Origin of the sequence: Thalassobacterium maritimum (genome assembly GCF_031127805.1) — a bacterium.
GTDB lineage: Bacteria > Verrucomicrobiota > Verrucomicrobiia > Opitutales > Coraliomargaritaceae > Thalassobacterium > Thalassobacterium maritimum.
The window spans coordinates 1-18438 of sequence record NZ_JARXHW010000064.1 but is presented as its reverse complement, the minus strand read 5'-3'; the positions used below and the strand labels follow the sequence as shown (position 1 = coordinate 18438).

At 52.3% G+C, this 18438-nt stretch carries 16 protein-coding genes; 10 read left to right on the top strand and 6 right to left on the bottom strand.

Going from position 1 to position 18438, the window contains the following annotated elements; all coding sequences use genetic code 11:
* From QEH52_RS17695 to QEH52_RS17675, 5 genes are all read left to right on the top strand, one after another.
* The coding region (locus tag QEH52_RS17695) for a DUF6503 family protein (RefSeq protein WP_308952278.1) at positions 1-970 on the top strand (970 nt) is incomplete at its 5' end.
* A gap of 20 nt (positions 971-990) precedes the next feature.
* Entirely contained in the window at positions 991-1716 is a 726-nt protein-coding gene (locus tag QEH52_RS17690) for a DUF547 domain-containing protein (RefSeq protein ID WP_308952276.1), read from the top strand.
* A 5-nt stretch (positions 1717-1721) separates the two neighbouring features.
* On the top strand, positions 1722-4031 hold the full coding sequence (locus tag QEH52_RS17685) for an NAD(P)-binding domain-containing protein (protein ID WP_308952274.1): 2310 nt from the start codon (positions 1722-1724) through the stop codon (positions 4029-4031).
* 28 nt (positions 4032-4059) lie between these two features.
* Positions 4060-5553, top strand: a complete 1494-nt coding sequence (locus QEH52_RS17680) for a glycosyltransferase (protein WP_308952272.1) — start codon at positions 4060-4062, stop codon at positions 5551-5553.
* A gap of 14 nt (positions 5554-5567) precedes the next feature.
* Positions 5568-7649, top strand: coding sequence for a glycosyltransferase (locus QEH52_RS17675; RefSeq protein ID WP_308952271.1), 2082 nt, complete (start codon positions 5568-5570; stop codon positions 7647-7649).
* 101 nt (positions 7650-7750) lie between these two features.
* On the opposite strand, the gene QEH52_RS17670 is transcribed toward QEH52_RS17675, so the two are convergent.
* The gene (locus QEH52_RS17670) at positions 7751-9115 is read right to left on the bottom strand and encodes a hypothetical protein (RefSeq protein ID WP_308952270.1); all 1365 of its coding nucleotides are present in this window, start codon (positions 9113-9115) and stop codon (positions 7751-7753) included.
* A 258-nt stretch (positions 9116-9373) separates the two neighbouring features.
* Here QEH52_RS17670 and rnhC point away from each other — a divergent pair, with 258 nt between their 5' ends.
* The 4 genes from rnhC to tsf all read left to right on the top strand — a co-directional run bounded on the left by rnhC (position 9374) and on the right by tsf (position 12410).
* A complete protein-coding gene (gene rnhC, locus QEH52_RS17665) occupies positions 9374-10363 on the top strand; it encodes a ribonuclease HIII (protein WP_308952269.1) in 990 nt (329 codons plus the stop codon).
* Between the two features lie 45 nt (positions 10364-10408).
* Complete coding sequence (gene erpA, locus QEH52_RS17660) at positions 10409-10726, top strand: iron-sulfur cluster insertion protein ErpA (RefSeq protein WP_308952268.1); 318 nt, start codon at positions 10409-10411, stop codon at positions 10724-10726.
* Positions 10727-10907: 181 nt separating this feature from the next.
* Positions 10908-11780, top strand: coding sequence for a 30S ribosomal protein S2 (rpsB, locus tag QEH52_RS17655; protein ID WP_308952266.1), 873 nt, complete (start codon positions 10908-10910; stop codon positions 11778-11780).
* A gap of 36 nt (positions 11781-11816) precedes the next feature.
* On the top strand, positions 11817-12410 hold the full coding sequence (gene tsf, locus QEH52_RS17650) for a translation elongation factor Ts (protein WP_308952264.1): 594 nt from the start codon (positions 11817-11819) through the stop codon (positions 12408-12410).
* Positions 12411-12896: 486 nt separating this feature from the next.
* Here the strand turns inward: tsf and trxA are convergent, their stop codons facing one another.
* From trxA to lptD, 5 genes are read right to left on the bottom strand one after another with little or no spacing between them, the layout of a single operon-like run.
* On the bottom strand, positions 12897-13214 hold the full coding sequence (gene trxA / locus QEH52_RS17645; protein WP_308952263.1) for a thioredoxin: 318 nt from the start codon (positions 13212-13214) through the stop codon (positions 12897-12899).
* Between the two features lie 23 nt (positions 13215-13237).
* Positions 13238-13894, bottom strand: coding sequence for a hypothetical protein (locus QEH52_RS17640; RefSeq protein ID WP_308952262.1), 657 nt, complete (start codon positions 13892-13894; stop codon positions 13238-13240).
* 45 nt (positions 13895-13939) lie between these two features.
* Complete coding sequence (locus tag QEH52_RS17635) at positions 13940-14206, bottom strand: hypothetical protein (protein ID WP_308952260.1); 267 nt, start codon at positions 14204-14206, stop codon at positions 13940-13942.
* 5 nt (positions 14207-14211) lie between these two features.
* The gene (locus QEH52_RS17630) at positions 14212-14988 is read right to left on the bottom strand and encodes a segregation and condensation protein A (RefSeq protein WP_308952258.1); all 777 of its coding nucleotides are present in this window, start codon (positions 14986-14988) and stop codon (positions 14212-14214) included.
* A 17-nt stretch (positions 14989-15005) separates the two neighbouring features.
* Complete coding sequence (lptD, locus tag QEH52_RS17625) at positions 15006-17111, bottom strand: LPS assembly protein LptD (RefSeq protein WP_308952256.1); 2106 nt, start codon at positions 17109-17111, stop codon at positions 15006-15008.
* 484 nt (positions 17112-17595) lie between these two features.
* Here lptD and QEH52_RS17620 point away from each other — a divergent pair, with 484 nt between their 5' ends.
* Positions 17596-18192, top strand: coding sequence for a hypothetical protein (locus QEH52_RS17620; RefSeq protein ID WP_308952254.1), 597 nt, complete (start codon positions 17596-17598; stop codon positions 18190-18192).
* The last annotated feature ends 246 nt before the right edge of the window (positions 18193-18438 follow it).

Below are 18438 nucleotides of genomic sequence, written 5' to 3'. Positions count from 1 at the left end.
TTTGGGGAACGTGCTGCTGGTCTCACCACTTCTCACTTCCTACTGCCTACTGGCCCGCAGGGCCTCCGGCCCCGGTTCTGAGAACCGAGGATACGGGGAGTTTGAATTAGAATTAACAAAAACGGCTTTGTTCGGAATAAAGCCATCCTTGGGCGATCCTATCGCTATGACATTGAAAAATCTTGGACTTCTATCGCTGAATGTGGGGCTTGGCCTCACGTCTTTTTTTAGCACGGCACAGGCGGAGACTCCGCTGGCGCCAGATTTGGCTGCGGTTGTGGCGGCGACTCAAGAGGCGCATGGCCTGCAGGCGTGGTGGGAAAAGGAAGTGGTGCTGGCAGATGTGGAGATCGTGTTTGGCGGAAACACAATTGTAGACGGCACTTTTAGTTTTGAAGCACATGGTCCGCGCGCACGCTATGATCGTAAAGATGGCACTTCTGTGATCTTCGACGGCCAGACGGCATGGGTGAGCCCCGCGGAGGCGGAGGCGCCGAAGGGACGTTTTCATGTGTTGACTTGGCCATGGTTCATTATGGCCCCTTTCAAAATGCAGGGGGACGGAATTAACCTAAGTGATTTAGATTCAGCTGAGGTGGACGGCACGCGCTATCAAACTGTCTTTCAAACCTTTGGCGAAGATATGGGAGATACCCCCGACGACTGGTATCGCTTTTACCTCGATCCGAAGACAAAGCTGGTGGATGGGATGGCCTACATCGTGACTTTTGGCAAAGATCTAGAGACTGCGAACGAGAAGCCATCGATTATTAAGTATTTTGATTATGTGGATGCCGAAGGGCCGGTGATCGCTACACGCTATGAGTTTTGGTATTGGGACTCGGAGCAACATGCGGTCGTAGGCGATGCGCCGAAGGGCGTGGGCACGGTTTCGAATGTGCGCTACAGCCGCAAGCAGGCGGTGGACTTTTCGGTGCCTGCGGATGCGCGTGAGTTGCCGCTTAAATAATCATCTCTAGACGAATCATCATGAAATACTTTTTACGGACGCTGGGCTTTCTCTTCCTGCTCAATTGGGGGCATGGGCAAGTAGATGATTCGATCTATGCGGTGCTTTTGCAGAAATATGTGCAGCCGAGTGGCGTGGATTACCCGGCTTGGGCGGAAAACACCAGTGATGTGCAAGCGCTGGATCTCGTGCTTGCCGATTGGGCGCAGGTGGACGTGGCCCAGCTCTCGCCGGCGCAGCAGAAGGCCTTCTATATCAACCTCTATAATGCCGGCATGCTACAAGCGGTCCTAGAGCGCTATCCCATCAAGTCGGTCAAGTCGATCGGGCTGATTCCATTCAGTATTTTCAAAAAGGATTATATTCAGCAGGGAGAGCGCAGCTTAAGCCTCGATGACATCGAGAAGGGGATCTTGCTGCAGAAATTCCCGGACCCTCGCATTCATTTTGCGGTGAACTGCGCCAGCGTGAGCTGTCCGCCCTTGCGTGCGGAGCCCTACCGGGGCGCGCAATTGGAGGCTCAATTAGAGGAGCAGACGCGTCTCTTCGCGGCCAGTGATCAAGCGGCGCGGGTCGATGCCTCGAAACAACGCACCGCTTACTCAGAGTTATTTAAATGGTATGCCTCTGATTTCGGAGTGAGCCAACCCGCCTTGTTTTTAAACCGCTATCGATCGCAGCCACTGCCCACGGAATATGACGTTATTTGGATCGACTATGACTGGTCGCTCAATCAATCTAAGTGATCAGTATGCAAAACATTATTTCACGTTATACGAATTGGCTGCATACACGTTGGCCAGCGGGAGGTGTTGAAAAAAGTCCGAATGTGAACGAAGATGGCAGCACGCGTTTGAAGGGCGTGCGAGTGGTCGGAGATCTCACCGGCGTGCCACTGCTTAAGTTTTCGGCCGATACGGGCGCAAAGGCAGTTCTAAGCATTTTAGAAGAGTCCGACTTTAAGCCAGGCGCGGGGGCGGACACAGATATTTATGATCTGGTGATCGTGGGGGCCGGGGTTTCGGGGCTTTCCGCCGCCATCGAAGCCCAAAAAGCGGGCCTTCGTTATGTGCTCTACGAAGCTGATGAGAGCTTTTCTACCATTCAGAACTTTCCTCGTAAAAAGCCGATCTATACCTATCCCAGCGAAATGGAACCTGCCGGCGAACTACGCTTCGAGTCCAAGGTAAAGGAAGACTTATTGCAGGAGCTCAAGGCGCAAAAAGAGGCGCATGGCATCGAAACCACACGAGCCAAAGTGGAGCACATCGAACGCGAGGGAGGCGTGCTGACTGTGGCCTTGGCCGAGGGCGAGGCAGTGCGGGCGCAACGTGTGATTGTGGCGATTGGCCGCACCGGCAATTACCGGAAATTAAATGTGCCGGGCGAGGACTTGGATAAGGTGTCGAATCGCTTGATTGACGCCGGGGAGCATGCCGGGCAAAAGGTGATGGTCGTCGGGGGCGGTGACTCGGCTCTAGAAGCCGCGATCGCATTATCCGAGGCGGGGGCGAAGGTGACTCTGAGCTATCGTAAAGCAGAGTTTTCACGCGCGAAGCCCGATAATGTCGAGCGTGTCAAAGAGCTCGCCGCGGCGGGAGAATTGACATTGCTGATGAGCTCGCAACTGCAGGAGATCCATCAAGACCATGTGGTGGTCTGCGGCGAGGATCGCGAGGATTGCCAAGTCGAGAACGACTATGTGTTTACTTTAATCGGACGCGAGCCGCCCTTGGATTTCTTTCGTAAATCCAGCATTCCTGTGACGGGCGATTGGTCGCCGAAAATTTGGGGTGGCCTCATCGCATTTATGCTGTTGATGACATTTTTGTACCATCTCAAGGCATACAAAAGCTTTCTCGGTATCGAAGGCACCAACTTGTGGCAAATCTTTGCGAGCCGACAGTGGTTTCCGTTTAATATACCCGTGCTCGGTGAGCAGGGGAGTTTGCTCTACACCTTCCTCAATGCGGCACGTCATGACCCCGGCTTTACCTTCGCGCTGATGTATACCACGGTGATCGTGGTATTTGGCATCCGGCGCATGCGTCGTCGTAAGACGCCTTACGTGAAATTGCAGACCTCCACGCTGATGGCGGTGCAAGTGATTCCCTTATTTATACTGCCGTATTTGTTATTCCCCTACCTGTATCATCATGGTGTTTTCACCAATGGAGGCTTTGGGCAATGGTTTGGCATGACCTTTCTCTCCGATGGGCAAGGCGGAGATCCCAACCAGTTTTGGCGCTCCTTCGGCTTCATTTTAGCTTGGCCGCTCTTTATCTATAACATCTTTACCGAAGCGCCCATTTGGGGCTGGATTATATTCGGCTTCATTCAAACTTTTGTCATTATTCCGCTGATCGTTTGGCGTTGGGGTAAGGGCGCGTATTGCGGGTGGATTTGCTCCTGTGGCGCAATGGCTGAAACCTTGGGCGACCAACATCGGCATAAGATGCCGCATGGTCCGAAGTGGAACCGTCTCAACATGATTGGGCAGTGGGTCTTAGCGATCGCATTTGTTTTGCTGGCGCTGCGCATTGTGGGCTGGCTGACGCCATGGGAGGGCTTCGACAAGGCAATTGCCGGCTTTATCGATAAGAACGAGCTGCTGAGTTATAAAGTGCTGATCGACCTCTGGTTGGCAGGGGCGATTGGTTATGGCCTATACTTCCACCTCTCCGGACGTGTCTGGTGCCGCTTTGCTTGCCCGCTGGCAGCATTAATGCACATATATGCCCGCTTCTCGCAATTTCGTATTTTTGCGGAGAAAAAGAAATGTATCTCCTGCAATGTGTGCACCTCAGTTTGCCATCAGGGGATCGACATTATGAACTTTGCCAATAAGGGGCTGCCGATGGAAGACCCCGAATGTGTGCGTTGCTCTGCTTGTGTGCAGTCTTGCCCCACTGGGGTGCTGAGTTTTGGTCGTTTAAGTCGCTCCGGAGGGGTGGTTTTGGATCGCTTGGCCGCTTCACCGATCCAGATGCAAGAGTTACAAGACTTGACGCCTGTGGATCAGTTTATATCGAACGCTCGTAAGCGAGGCGAAACATTCTAGCATCGATTCGCGTCCCCGCGTGGGAATTATGACCTCTTTTTTTATGAATCCGCTCAGTCTTTTTGTTTTCGTTCTCTATACCTCTTGTAGTCTGCTTTTACTACTCTATGGCATGAATACCTACTTGGTGCTCTTTCTCTATTTGCGGAAGCGCAATGCCCACTTGGAGAGCGATGCCGCGACCGAGGCGCAATTTGTGCAGCATTTTGCAGATCGAGAAGACCTGCCGGTGGTGACGACACAGATCCCCTTGTACAATGAGATCAATGTCGCCGAGCGCGTGATCCGTGCCGTGGCGGCGATCGATTATCCCAGCGCTTGCCACGAAATACAAATCCTCGACGATTCCGATGACGAGACCTGTGCCTTGGTGGATCAAGTGGCTGCGGACCTACGTGCACAAGGGCACTGGATTGAAGTCTTTCGTCGCGAAGATCGGACTGGCTATAAGGCCGGCGCGCTGGAGGCAGGCATGGCGGTCTGTAAGGGGGAATATATCGCGATATTTGATAGCGACTTCATCCCACCTGCGGACTTCTTGCGTCGCACACTGGCTCACCTGTGGGCGGATGAAAACTGTGGCATGGTGCAAGCACGCTGGGACCACGTAAACCAGGATCATTCCTGGCTCACGCGGGTGCAAGCAATGGGCATTGATGGGCACTTCGTGATTGAGCAAACCGCTCGTAATCGCAATGGGCTCTTCATGAACTTCTGTGGCACTGCCGGCGTGTGGCGGCGTGAAGCGATCGACGATTCCGGGGGCTGGCAGCACGATACCGTAACGGAAGATCTAGACCTTTCATATCGCGCGCAGATGCGAGGCTGGCGCTTCCATTATTTGCCCACACTGCGAGTGCCTGCCGAATTACCGCCGACATACAGTGCATTCAAAAGCCAGCAATACCGCTGGGCCAAGGGCACGCTGCAAACTGCGCGTAAACTGCTACCGACTGTTTGGCGTGAGCCGATGCCTTTATTTAAAAAACTACAAGCAACCGTGCATTTGACCCGCTATGGCTTAAACTTACAGATGGCTTTGATTGCACTCTTGGTCCTGCCTCTGATCGCGACTCTTGGAGAGAGTGGGGTGTGGTTTTATCGTTCCGTGCTCTTTCTCAGCTTGCTGGTGCCAGCGGCGATCGGGCCCAGCTTGGGCTATGTGGTCTGTCAATATCAAGAGCATCCCGATGTCTGGAAACAGCGCTTGGCAGTCTTACCTTTTCTGCTGATTGTGGGCTTCGGTATTTGCCTCTCCAACGGCAAGGCCGTGTTGGCGGGTATGTTTGGCAATGACAGCACCTTCGTGCGCACGCCCAAGGCCGGCGAAACCAGTCTCAAGTCCTATCTGGTCAAGCGCGATTGGATGCCACGCATCGAAATGTTCTTCGCTGTCTATTGCGCGTTCACCATCGCAGTCCTGTGCTACTTGGGGCAATATGCACTCATACCTTTTGTCGCCGTCTATACACTCGGCTTTGGCGTCGTGGGCTCCAAGGGCTTGGCCGAAGCAGGCATATAAGACGAGCGATGTATGTGCGTCACATCGCCTGGCTGATTACCCTGCTGTTGGCAGGCTTGGCCGCTGGAGGCTATGCGCTGGCCACGCCGCAATTTGATGCCGCGGGTGGACCGCGCGTCTTTTGCTATTTTATCATCGGGCTGACGGGCCTCTTGAGCGTTTTTCTGTTTCCACGCTTTAAGAGTCAGCGCGGTATATTGGCTGCGATTTGGATCCCCGCGCTTGTGTTGCGCGTCTTATTGCTGCCTACTGCGGTATCGGATGATGTGAGCCGCTATCTATGGGAAGGGCGGCTCGTGAGCGAAGGCTTGAGCCCCTACGCGCAGACTGCCGACGCCGAGGCCCTCCGCGCCTATCGTGATGCGCAGTGGGCGCAGATGAATCACAAGGATCAACCCACGGCGTATCCGCCGCTTGCGGAGTTGCTCTTTGCGGCAGTGGCCTCCGTGGCCTATCATCCGCTGGCGTTTAAGCTCTTTTTCCTGTTGGCAGATTGTGCGACCTTGGCAGGCCTGTTACGCCTGCTGCGCTTGCGTGGCTTGGCGCCACAGTATTCCGGCTTTTATGCCTTGTCCCCGGTGGTTTTAATCGCGTATGCGGGAGAGGGGCACTTCGATGCCCTGATGGTCGCGGCCCTGGTGTGGGGCCTGTGGGCCGCAGCCGTCGGGCGCGAAAAGTTATCGATGGTGCTGGTCTCAGTCGCCACAGGCGTGAAGTGGATCGCCTTGCCACTGTTGCCATTGTACCTCTTTGCGTCGCCTAGTTGCCGACAGGCAGGAGCTGGCCCTGTGGCCGCCTTGTGGGCCTTGGTCCGCCAGCGAAGCCCGTATCTCTTGCTTGCTGTGCTCACACTGCTCTTGCCTGCGCTCTACTTTTGGGAGTCGCTACCAGCTTTGTTTGAAGGCTTGTTTCGCTTTGGGGGCACGCGCAGCTTCAATGGCCCGGTCTACGATGTGCTCTTGCTGGGGCTGGGATGGTCGCGGGCATTGTGTTCGGCAATTGTGATTGCTGTCTTCGCTGGCATTTGTTTTTGGCGCTGGTGCGCCCGTGAGCGCTCTTCTTTAGATGCGCAGGCGCGCTGGATTTTGGGGGCCTTAATTGTGCTTTCGCCCACTGTCCACTTTTGGTATCTGGCATGGATTTTGCCCTTTGTCTGTCTGCGCCCCAGTTTGCCTTGGATTTTGTTGTCGCTCAGCAGCTCGGTTTATTTCTTTGTCTGGTCAAATGACACTTGGGGGCTGACTGCCTCACAGCGCGGCGTGTTTTGGCTGCCTTTCGGGCTCGCGCTTCTGTATGAATTTTGGAGCACGCGCGGGCGTGTGATGTTTCCGGCTAAGCGGCCCGTCGATGAAGCGGTCACGGTGTCGATCGTCATTCCCACGCTAAACGTGCTGACGCCTTTGAAGCAGGCATTGCACAGCGTCGCCGCACAGAGCCTGCCTGCCTCAGAGATCATCTGCGTGGATGCCGGCTCGCAGGATGGTACGCTGGCCTATGTCGCGCAACATACATTGCCGGTGCGCGTGATCGAATCCGAGCGTGGGCGAGGGCAGCAAATCGCCGCTGGAATCGCTGCGGCTTCCGGTAGCTGGGTCTGTGTGCTACACGCAGATGCGGTGCTGGCTCCGCAAGCACTGGCGCAAATTAAGGCTGCTGTGGCGGCCGATCCCCGTGTGTGCGGGGGCGCCTTAGGGCAGCGCTTTGAGCAGGCGCAAGTCGAGCTATTGCCCATCGAGGTGCTCAACGATGCGCGTGCCTTGTTTTCACGCACCGCCTTCGGAGATCAGGTGCAATTTTTCCATCGCGAGACCGCGCTGCGCGGACAACTGATGCCCGAGCAGCCTCTGATGGAGGATGTGGAGTCTAGTTGGCGCTTACGCGAGACCGGTGGATTTTTGTTTTTGAATCAGCCCTGCGAAGTCTGCCATCGCAGTTGGGAGGCCTCCCAGTGGTTGACGCGCTTTTGCCTGGTCATGCGCTTGGTCTCGCGCTATCGCTTTGCACGTCTTTCCAGTCGTGCCGCAGCGGAGGCACTGAGTCGTAGCATGTATCAGGAATACTATTCAACTTCTTTGCCGGCGAGTAAACCTAAGTAGGGGGCAGTACTGAAGCCGCCAGCGTGTGCAGGAGAGTCGCTCAGTCAGCCATGAGCTCTTGAGTCGTGTGAAATGGCAATTGCGGATTCAAGTCTGAATGCCTAATTCTTCGTATCTTTAGACGAGCTGGCGGCTTTGATGCCGTCTAAGCCACGAATGATGCGAAATTTACCTCCAAAGAAGCGTGTGTAGTCTTTTAGGCGATCTTCGTTGCTCTCTGAGAATTTTTCATCACCTGCGAGAAAGAGTACCACGTTGATAGAAGGGGGCGTGCCATTCTTATCCTTGTAAAGCACTTTAGTTAAATCCTTGAAGTAGCGCACAACATCGCGCTCTTCGATGTAGTATGTCGGCTTGCCTCCTGGGTGATTCGTTTTGTAGCTGAGCCCCATGCGACGAACAAAGTCGCCACCATCGAAAATTTGAGGGGGTAAGCCGCGTTTTTTGCGTTCTGCATCGCGCTCAGCTTTGATCTCTCTGGCTTTCTTCACCAGCTCAGCGCGCTCTTTATTGTGCTCCTTGAGTTGTTCTTGATAGCGTGGGTCAGATGTACGCTTCTTCCATGCCTCGCTTTCCTTCTGGGTGTAGGGGCGAGCGATGCGCTGAAATCCTGAATGTCGTGGTGCAATGACGAAGACGGCATCAATCGATTGCTCCAGGAAAACTTGTGTCAAATAAGCAGTCTCATTGCCGCCGCTGTGTTGATAACTATTCATGGCTATGTGGACTGGTTCCTCTGGCAAAGCTTCAATCTTTATTTTCTTGGCGCCTGGAGCGCCTAGTTTGTTGATGTCGCTATTAATGGGAGCCACCCAGTTTATTAGCTCTTGCGTTACTTGATCGCCAGCGGGCACTGGACGAGGTTTGAAGAATAGCAGGCGGCCATCGTTATAGAAGACCACATTGAAGAGTGTACCTGTGGATAGGTTGCTGACCATGGTTGTGATCTCTTCTTTGATGACGCGGTAACTGTGTAGGCCACCTTTTTTGTCGGTCAACATAGTGCGACTGGCGTCAATTGCGAAGAGCACACGCTCGGCTTTGCTCTTTAAGCCAAACACGCTGATGTCTGACATACCAATCCCAATACTGCCACGGGTGCCTCCCAGTAGTGCGCCGCCGCCGAAGCCGCCTAAGCCTGAGCTGACAGTAAAGGATTGCTCCATACTTGGGAGGTCGACATCCACATTGGCCACAGTGATGTTACCCACTTGCTTCATCCGCAGGTTTTGCATCGATTGTTGTTGTGGGGCTGCCTGTGGGCGGATTTCGACTTTGACCTCCTTCGGGGGTTCCACTTGTTCGACCACTGGGGGCTCTTCAAATTGTGCTTCGCTCGGGACGATGTACTTATATACTGTGATTGAGCCTAAAATAAACAGGGCCACCGCGTGAACGCCTCCACTGATCAACAAGACGTTGAGCAGCATGGGGTTCATTTTACGTTTTTTGGGTTTTGAAATCATTTAAAGTAATCGAGCTCTTTGGAATTTATCGAGTCATCAGGTTGGAGCCTAAGCCTATTCCTGCGACTTCTAGTGTGGACCCTAGTAAAAGTCCGAAGTTCGGCAGACTGGCTAATTCAGCTATAGAATCAAGTAAAAGCTATGTAGTTTGGTTGTTTGTGTGATGTGTTGTTTCGGTTTTTAGGTGGCTGGGTGCTAGTTCCTGTCTTGATCTCAGTCTTGTAATTCTATGATTTGAAGTGCACGCCCATTTTTCCCATGCCTAAAAAGAAATCTAAAATAATCGAAGACGAAGGTCCCAAGAAGAAGACGATGTATACCATCAAGCTTGATGATACGAAGATGGATCAGCTCGCAAACTTGTTGGAAGAGAAGGCGGGTAGCGTGTGGTTTCCCTACGATGTCGCGTATTCGCTTTTCGCCTTCAAGGGGGAGAAAGTCAATGTGGTCGGCTATCAGAGTGGAAAGCTGGTCGTTTCCGGGAAGAATACCGAGGACTTCGTGCGCGACATTTTGGAAGCGCAAATTACCGGTGATCCACGTTTGGGCTATGACGAGGTGCACCATCCGGAGTGGTTCACCTTGCATGCAGGATGTGATGAAAGTGGCAAGGGGGACCTCTTTGGCCCGCTGGTGACTGCCTGTGTGGTGGCCGATGGGGCGATGGTGCGAGGTTGGATGGAGAAGGGAGTCGCGGATAGTAAGAAGCTGACGGATAGCAGTATCCTGAAATTGGATAAAGAGATTCGCAACACGCCGGGCGTTGTGATTAAGACTGCCTTCGCACGCATGCCGAAGTATAATGAGCTCTATAATAAATTTGACCGTAACCTGAACAAGTTGCTGGCCTGGTATCACGGTCGCTCGCTCAATCAAGCATTGGATGTGCGTCCCGCGCCTTGGGGCTTGTTGGACCAGTTCACGAAGCAAAAACTTGTGGATGCTTATGTGAAGGATCGCGAAGACTTTAAATTGGTCAGTCGCACCAAGGCGGAATCGGACCCCGTAGTGGCGGCCGCTTCGATTGTGGCACGAGCCGTTTATGTGCGTGAGATGAAACGACTTTCAGATGAAATCGGTGAGCCGCTGGTGAAAGGGGCCAGTGGTCAGGTCTTGGCGCAAGCGAAGAAAATCGTGGCAGAGAAGGGCGCTGATGCCTTGGTGAACTTCGCCAAAATGCACTTTAAGACTGCCTATGAGGCCCAAGGCTTGAAGCCGCCCGCCAAGCCGAGCTGGTATAAGTATTGATCGCTCTGATTGACAGGTGGGGAGAAGATGCTTTGCGTGTTAACTATGATTACTTTAACTGATAGTGCCGTTTCGCAAATTCGTAAACTCGCCGTAGAGAAAGCCAGTGAGGGCCAGTTGCTGCGCATCTTCGTAGAAGCCGGTGGCTGCTCTGGCTTTGAATATGGTATGTCCTTCGAGGCTAAGAAGGAAGACGACCAAGTTTTAGAGAGCAATGGCGTCTCTTTCTTAATCGATCCCACCAGCCTTGAATACCTCGATGGCAGTGTCGTAGACTTCGATGACGGTCTGAGTGGTAAGGGCTTTGATATTCGTAATCCCAACGCTACCAGCACCTGCGGCTGCGGTCGTTCCTTTAATTAGGCGAAAAACATAAAAAACACAGGCTTTACACTTGCCTTGCAGTCTGCGGCTGGTATCCCTCTGCGCTTCTCATTCTAGAATTGAGTGAGGAACGGGGCATTTCGTCTCATTAACCAAACAACAAATAACTAAAAAGAAACATTGTTTCTCCCAGAGTGGTTATCTGGGCTTTGAATACAGTATGAACATTACACCAAAAGACCTTCTCGATGCAGGCGTTCACTTCGGTCACCAGCTCCGCCGCTGGAATCCAAAGTCGAAGCCATACGTATACGATAACCGTAACGGCATCTCTATTATCGATTTGGCGCAAACTCACGCGCTTCTCGAAAAGGCTTACGCCAAGGTTGAAGAAGTCGTTGCCTCGGGCAAGGATGTGCTCTTCATTGGCACAAAGAAGCAAGCGCAAGAAATCATGCGCGAAGCTGCTGTTGCTGCTCAAATGCCTTTCTGCGTAAATCGCTGGATGGGTGGAGGTCTCACCAATTTCACCACAATCAAGACTTCACTTGCGAAATACCGCAAGTTCTTGAAAATGGATCAAGAGGGCGAACTCGAAAAACTTCCAGGTAAGGAAGAAGCAGCGATCCGTCGTCAAATGAGCCGCATGAACCGTAACTTCGAAGGTATGCTCGAAGTGAGTGAACTGCCGGCTGCTGTCTTTATCGTGGACACTAAGAATGAAGAAATCGCAGTGGCTGAAGCCAATCGCTTGGGCATCCCTGTGATCGGTTTGGTGGACACCAATTCCGACCCTACAGTGCTTGATTTTCCCATCCCTGGTAATGATGACGCTGTTAAGTCCATTCGTATCATCGTAGAAACGATCCTCGAAGCGGCACAGAACGGTTTGGCTCAACGCGAAGCGAAAAAGATTCAAAAGAGCGCAGGACCAATCATTCGTGAGCAAGTGTTCGAGCAACAAGACGATGTCGAAGTGACACTTCCAGCGGGTTATGGCGAAGATGACAAGGCTGCTGCTGAAGCGGCGCCTGCGACTGAAGAAGCACCTGCTGCTGAAGCCGCTCCTGAAGCGTCTGAAGATAGCAAGTAATTCATAGAATCTGAAACTGATACGATATTTAATACTATGAGCGTACAAATTAATGCAAAAATGGTTGGCGAACTGCGTGAAAGCACAGGCGCTGGACTTATGGATTGTAAGAAAGCCTTGGTTGAGTCCGAAGGTGATTTCGATGCAGCGGTTGAACTCCTTCGTAAGAAGGGCATGGCGACTGCCGCTAAAAAGGCTGGTCGTGATGCTAGCGATGGTCTGGTCGACACTTATATCCACCTCGGTGGTAAGGTCGGTGTAATGGTCGAAGTCAGCTGCGAGAGTGATTTCGTTGCCAAGACGGACGATTTCAAGCAATTCGTTAAAGACATCGCTATGCACATTGCGGCTGCGAGCCCTGTCTGCGTATCACGCGAAGACATCGATCCTGCAATCATCGCTGCAGAGCGTAAGGTCGCTGAAGGTCAAGCCGAAGGTAAGCCTGCACAAGCGATCGAAAAGATCGTTGAAGGTAAGCTGAACAAGTTCCTGAGCGAGTCCTGCCTATTAGAGCAAGCTTACGTTAAGAACCCAGACCAGACTGTTCAAGAGCTCTTGACTGCAATGATCGCCAAGATGGGTGAGAACATGCAAGTGAAGCGTTTCGCTCGCTTCCAAGTCGGCGCGTAAACAGTTTCTGTTTAATTTCCAAGCCCCGCATCCAAATGGATGCGGGGCTTTTTATTGCTGCGCTTATACCTATTCGAAAAAAGTTTGGCCCTAATAGACATATCTTTTGTAACCTCGGTTCTCAGAACCGGGGCGATGCCGATATGTCTTTTGTAAGCTCGGTTCTTAGAACCGGAGTGATGCCGATATGTCTTTTGTAAGCTCGGTTCTCAAAACCGGGGCGATGGCCGATATGTCTTTTGTAACCTCGGTTCTCAGAACCGGGGTGATGCCGATCGCCCCCCGACTGTGTCCTGCATAGCCGAAGGCGACGCATGGAAGCAAAGTTTCGAGGCTACGCAAAGCCCAAGCTTATAGATCATATATTCTTGGAGGTGGTATTACAGCTCACAGTATGCGTTGTGGGGCACTAGGTCGCTACAAAAAAAGCCGCACCCCTTGCGGGATACGGCTTTGTTTTAAGTCATTCGACGGGCGATTTGCTGACTAGACCAGCTTGGCCTTCAGGTCGTCCTTGGATGTCAGGCCGACAACTGTTTCAGAAACAGAGCCGTCCTTGAAGATTAGGATGGTCGGGATGGCGCGGATCTCATATTTGCTGGCGATCTCGCTGTTGTTATCCACGTTTACTTTGCAGATTTTGACGGCGTCGCCTAGCTCTGCAGCAAGTTCTTCGAGGATCGGAGCGATCGCTTTACAAGGACCACACCAAGGGGCCCAGAAGTCTACCACGACGGGAGCTGAGCCACCGCTGACTGTGGAATCGAAATTAGAGCTATCGAGTTCTGTGATTTTATCGGACATAATGTCTTAGTTTTTTGACGTGTTTATTTCAGGAAAGGGAGTGTGTCTTGCAGTAGTAAAACTGCAAATGCGATCGCAGCTGCGGCCGCAATTGCATCGATGACAAGACTGGCAACACTGGTGCCCTTGTCTTCATCGATGGTGATAGATGAATTGCTCGGCGAGGCTTTGGCCGCAGCGGGCTTGGGTGCTGCAGGCTTGGGGGAACTTGCGACTGGCTTAGTGGGCGCCGCAGCAGCTGGTTTATTGGGCGCCGCAGCAGCTGGTTTATTGGGCGCCGCAGTAGCTGGCTTAGCGGGCGCCGCAGCAGCTGGCTTAGCGGGCGCCGGTTTTGTTGGGGCTGCTGGGATGGGCTTAGGCGCTGGCTTGCTTGGTTTGCTCTCGGCAAGCTCCTCGAAAGAAAGGCTAGGTTTGGCGGGCTTCTGAGGAGGTGTTGGTTTACTGGGCGCAGCGGGTGCAACAGGCGCAGCAGCAGATGATGCTGATGCAGGTCGAGCTGCGGCTGGTTTGCGTTCAGCAAGCTCTTCGAAGGAAGGTGTCGCTTTTGTCTTTTCAGCAGCGGCAGGCTTTTGGGGCGCAGCAGGAGTGGCCGGTGTTACGGGCTTGGGCGCGTCCGATCCATTGCTGGTGCCGTTATTAGCTGGGGTGTTGGCTGAGTTTTTGTTTTCGGGGTCTGTCATAGTGTTATGTAAGCTATGGGGGCTTTGCTGGCTGTCAAGTGGACCTTATTTAGGTGTGCTATCTTTAATGATGTCGTTGAGTTCCTTTTTATCTATAGAATCGAGGGTCTTGCCCTTGCGATCAAGTGCTTCAAAGGTTTTTACCACGGTCTCTGTCATACGTTCGTGCGTTTCTTGTGAGCCGCCGACGATGGCGAAGCGCTCAGCTTTTGTGATGCGCTTATGTCCGTCTTTATTATCCAAGCCTACTCCAATCAGATGCGCTGGAGGCTTATTTGACGGATGACTGTGTGGCTTGCCGATACGGTTCATAATGCTTAATCAAATTTGGGAGCGGTGAGATCAGGATGTTCCACGCGCATGCAGCGGATGTCGCCGAAGGCGCTGTCTTGTTGTATTAGGATCTTATTTAGACGCGTCAATTCGAGAACCGCAAGGAAGCTTGCTACTATTGTGGTGATTGTGGTGCTGGCTTCGAAGAGTTCTGAGAAGAGGAAATGTGGTTGGTGCCGGATGCGTAGTAGTACCACCTCCATCCGGTCCGAGACGGTGACTTGTTCGGCATTGATCTGCCCCTCGTCTATGCGCTCGGCTAGGCGGCGCAAGACTTGATTGAATGTGTTCCAGAGGTCCACGCGGTCGACTGGCTTTAGGGGGCGCTCGACGGCTTCGACTGCATCTTGAGGGCCGATGCGCGCGATCAGGTCGTTGCTATTCAGGATCAGTTTACGAATGTCTTCGGCGGCTTCTTTGAATTTTCGGTATTCGAGCAGTTGCTGTACGAGTTCCCAACGTGGGTCGATATCATCTTCTTCCACATCCAGATTGCTGCCTTGATCTTTTTTAGGCAGAAGCATGCGGCTCTTAATATACATTAAGGTGGAGGCCATTACGAAGAATTCGCCAGCGACCTCCAGGTCGAGCTTCTCCATCGAGCCTAGGATTTCGATGTATTGCTCAGTGACGCGTGCGATCGGGATGTCGTATATATCGACTTCATTGCGCCGGATCAGATACAGTAAGAGGTCTAAGGGCCCCTCGAATGCGGGGAGCCGAATGGCAAAGTCGTTATCTGGGATGAGTGCTTCTTCCATCGGCTTGAGCGAGTGGTTTACTCGTCGCCAGTGAGGCGCAGTTGTAGTTGGAATTCAACATCGCTCTCGCGTTGCGCATCTTCGCGGAAGGTGATGGCGTAAACTAGCTCCCAAGTGCTGCCGATACGGGTGCGTAGACCTAGCTTAACTTTGGTGAATTCGCCGGTGTCTGCATCGAAGTTGACATCGGAAAGAAAGGCGTAGCGCTCGTTGATGCGGTAAATGAAGTCGAGGCGGTATTGATCGATCTGATGGTTGAGTAGGTCGGTCGAGAGGCCCAGTTCCCATGCCTCACCGCTGGTCAGGGTGGTGCGAGTGCGCAGTTCTTCCAAACTCATGCTTTCGGTCTTAAAGCGGCTCGCTAAGTCGAATTTCAACCATGGGGCAGGACTCAATACTAGTTCCACCCAAGTGGCGTTGAAAGTGTCCTCTTCGTCGCCATCGTAGCGCAGGTCTTTTTCGAAGAGAATGTCCTGGTAGAAGTTCAGTGCTGCCAATGTGCGGGAGCCGTAGCCTTTTGCACGTGTTTGAAAGAGGTTTTCGACGCCGAGACGGACGAGGTGGGTCTCGGAGATTTCGTCGACGTTGCGCAAGTCACTTAAATCCAGCAGTGGACGCTGTAAGTCGAATACCTGTCGGTCGATCGTGGCGATTTCGTTCAGGTCGTCGGGGTCGGAGTAGTAGCGGTAGCGTAATACGGGGCGCACGAGGTGGCGCAGGCCATCGATATCCCAAGTCTTATTGACGGTTGGGTAGCTGGCGTAGGCGCGCGCTTCCAGGTCGAAGCCGAGCTCGTAAATTTGACGGCTGAAGTTGTCGTCGATGAGTGCGGCCGCCGGCGAGTAGACGCGTGGGTCGATTTGCTGGTTTTCGTAATGGGTGAAGCGAGCACCCGCTAGAGGTTTAAAAGTGAGCCAGTCTGTCAGCGCGAAGGGGCGCTCGATACGATAGCTCAGATCGAAGCGGTCTGATTCGCCTTCGACTGTCAGCAGTGGGGCATAGTTGCCAAAGTCTTCGTTCAGTTGAACATAGCTGGCAGAGGCACGATGGTAGGCGCCTGTATTAAAGATCGGCACTGGCAGTAGGTCGAAACTTACTTCGGGGCTGCGTTCCTGCACCGTCTGAAAATCATTGGTCTTGAAACGGCCGAATGCGGAAATCAAGTAATTGTCGCCGGCATATACGGCTTCGGCAAAGGAATCGGGACGCTCATTGTCGTTATAGATGTCGTCGCGAAAGTCGCGGGTCACTTCGGAGTCAGACCAATAACTGATCGAGGCAGTGGCTGTGAAGCGCTCGCCGATGTGATGTTTGTGGCGCCACTCGGCAAATCCACGTTCCGCATCGATCGTTTCGCCAAAGGTATCGACGCCGCGATCCGATTCGCTGCCATTGTCGTGAATGGCACCAGTGCTTAGCGCTCCGACGATAGTTTGAGTCGTGGAGCTGTATGTGTATTGCGCGGTCGGACCTGCAAGGACACCACGTTGGCTATAGAAATCGAGGTTGGCACCCGCGCGCAGCCAGGATGTGACAGGCAAGAGGCTGGTCGTTTGCAGGTAGTAGCCGAGTGAGCTGTCAGAGCCGGCATTTAGGTCTAGTAAGTAGGGCGAACCTTCTAAGTAGTGCCGATAGCTGGGCAGATAGAAAAAGGGCACAGAGCCGACGCGGAAGGTTGCGCCTGTCATCGCCACATACTCGCTGGTGCCTTCTTTTTTGTAGTGGACATTATCTGAACTCGCGCTGAGTCCGAAGCGACTGGGGGCCCCGTAGTAAAGTGTCGCGCCGTCAATCGTTACATCTTCGCTGCTGCCGCCTGCGCTCACCCCTGTTACGTAATAAGGCCATTGGCCCGTGCGCAGCAAATCTACTGAAAAGATACTTTCTTGCCCGTCGTAACTGAGGCGGTCTGCCAGTAGGCGTCCACCGTCTCGTGAAATGACAACATTGCCATTGGCGTCTGCCAGTGAGTAATCTTGGTAGTAGGTAATACGATCCGCGCGTATTCGAGTTCCGTCGAAATCCAAGCGTGCATCGCCACGCGCAACTAAGCGCTGCGAGGCTTCGTCGAATTCCAAGGGTTCGAGCGAACTGAGTTCAGGCAGAGCCGCATTCAAGGTCATTGAAAGCGTCAGAGAAAATAAAATTGAGGTATTCCGGGCGTTAACTAGCACGGGGCGGGACTATGAGCAGCCTATTTTACGTGGACAAGTCTTTTATAGCATGAGCTGCTATATCCTTGCGCTTACTTGCTGTGTTTTGATTGATTGCTCCCTTGTTTGTATTTGTAGCAAGTGGTTGTAGCCTTCTGTATTTATTACATGTGTCGGTATTTTTTGCTGAAATATTGTCATTGAGCTTTGTTGCTGATGAATTTTCCTGCAATACTCTCGGTGTTTTTTATCTTTTTTTTGATTTATTTTTAGATGAATTCTTTATTCTTAACTTCTTGTAGTGTAGTTGTATGTGCGTTTTTGTAGGCTCTTGGTCGATTCCTGTTTAAGCCTTTGTTTGATCGCGGGCATATTTTTTGCTATATTGCATTGTAAATTAACTGTGAACCTACTCACGGTTAGCTGAAACTTTAAATATTTAAAAAATAACACTATGAAAAAGACACTCTCACTCGCAATGTTCGGATTGCTCACTGGCGCATATTCTTTGATGGGCGCCTATCAGTATGGTGACTACGTAAATTATGATTATAGTAAATTGAATGTGATTGAAGACAGTAGTTTAACACTGGACTTCTTCACCGAATCATCGGCTGCAGGATATGTCATTACAGATTGGGACACGCTGACTGTGGAGATTACAGATGGTGCCACGGGCGCAAAGTCCTTGCGTGAAGTGGCTATTGATGGAGTCTCGATCGATATCGGAAATTTTGTTGCTGGCCAAAGTTTGTTTTTCTACGTCACAGGTTCCGAGGGGACTACACTGACATCTGCAGCCAAAGATTTTGGGCATCGTGGGTGGGAGTACAGTAGCACTTTTAATGGTCCTGATTCACTATTTTTTGGTGGCAACTATGATACCTATGGTCGTGAATATACTCAACTTGCGTTTCGCGTTAGTGGAGGTGCTCCATCAAGCCCAACGACCAGTGGTCAGCCTTTGCCGGGGGTCGCCGTTTCCATGCTAATGGGCTCTGCGGGGCTTTATTGGGTGAAGCGTAAAAAGTCGGCTGTCGTCGCCCGCTGATCAGCTTTTATTTCTATTCGTCTGGCTATCCTAATTAGTCGTAGAAGAAGAGATTTTCACGAAGCACTCCGTTTCCATTTTTGGGCGGAGTGCTTTTTTTTGTATGAAAACGATGAATACCCGTCTCGAGCATTCAGGATACTCTGCTTTCTGTAATACCGATTCTAAGAATATATGATCTATAAGCTTGGGCTTTGCGACGCCTCGAAACTTTGTTTCCATGCGTCGCCTTCGGCTATGCAGGAC

Coding starts and splice junctions, on each gene's coding strand:
- QEH52_RS17630 (WP_308952258.1), bottom strand. CDS start 14,988: ATGGAAGAAGCACTCATCCCAGATAACGACTTTGCCATTCGGCTCCCC.
- erpA (WP_308952268.1), top strand. CDS start 10,409: ATGATTACTTTAACTGATAGTGCCGTTTCGCAAATTCGTAAACTCGCC.
- tsf (WP_308952264.1), top strand. CDS start 11,817: ATGAGCGTACAAATTAATGCAAAAATGGTTGGCGAACTGCGTGAAAGC.
- QEH52_RS17680 (WP_308952272.1), top strand. CDS start 4,060: ATGACCTCTTTTTTTATGAATCCGCTCAGTCTTTTTGTTTTCGTTCTC.
- trxA (WP_308952263.1), bottom strand. CDS start 13,214: ATGTCCGATAAAATCACAGAACTCGATAGCTCTAATTTCGATTCCACA.
- QEH52_RS17690 (WP_308952276.1), top strand. CDS start 991: ATGAAATACTTTTTACGGACGCTGGGCTTTCTCTTCCTGCTCAATTGG.
- lptD (WP_308952256.1), bottom strand. CDS start 17,111: ATGACCTTGAATGCGGCTCTGCCTGAACTCAGTTCGCTCGAACCCTTG.
- rnhC (WP_308952269.1), top strand. CDS start 9,374: ATGCCTAAAAAGAAATCTAAAATAATCGAAGACGAAGGTCCCAAGAAG.
- rpsB (WP_308952266.1), top strand. CDS start 10,908: ATGAACATTACACCAAAAGACCTTCTCGATGCAGGCGTTCACTTCGGT.
- QEH52_RS17635 (WP_308952260.1), bottom strand. CDS start 14,206: ATGAACCGTATCGGCAAGCCACACAGTCATCCGTCAAATAAGCCTCCA.
- QEH52_RS17685 (WP_308952274.1), top strand. CDS start 1,722: ATGCAAAACATTATTTCACGTTATACGAATTGGCTGCATACACGTTGG.
- QEH52_RS17640 (WP_308952262.1), bottom strand. CDS start 13,894: ATGACAGACCCCGAAAACAAAAACTCAGCCAACACCCCAGCTAATAAC.
- QEH52_RS17670 (WP_308952270.1), bottom strand. CDS start 9,115: ATGATTTCAAAACCCAAAAAACGTAAAATGAACCCCATGCTGCTCAAC.
- QEH52_RS17620 (WP_308952254.1), top strand. CDS start 17,596: ATGAAAAAGACACTCTCACTCGCAATGTTCGGATTGCTCACTGGCGCA.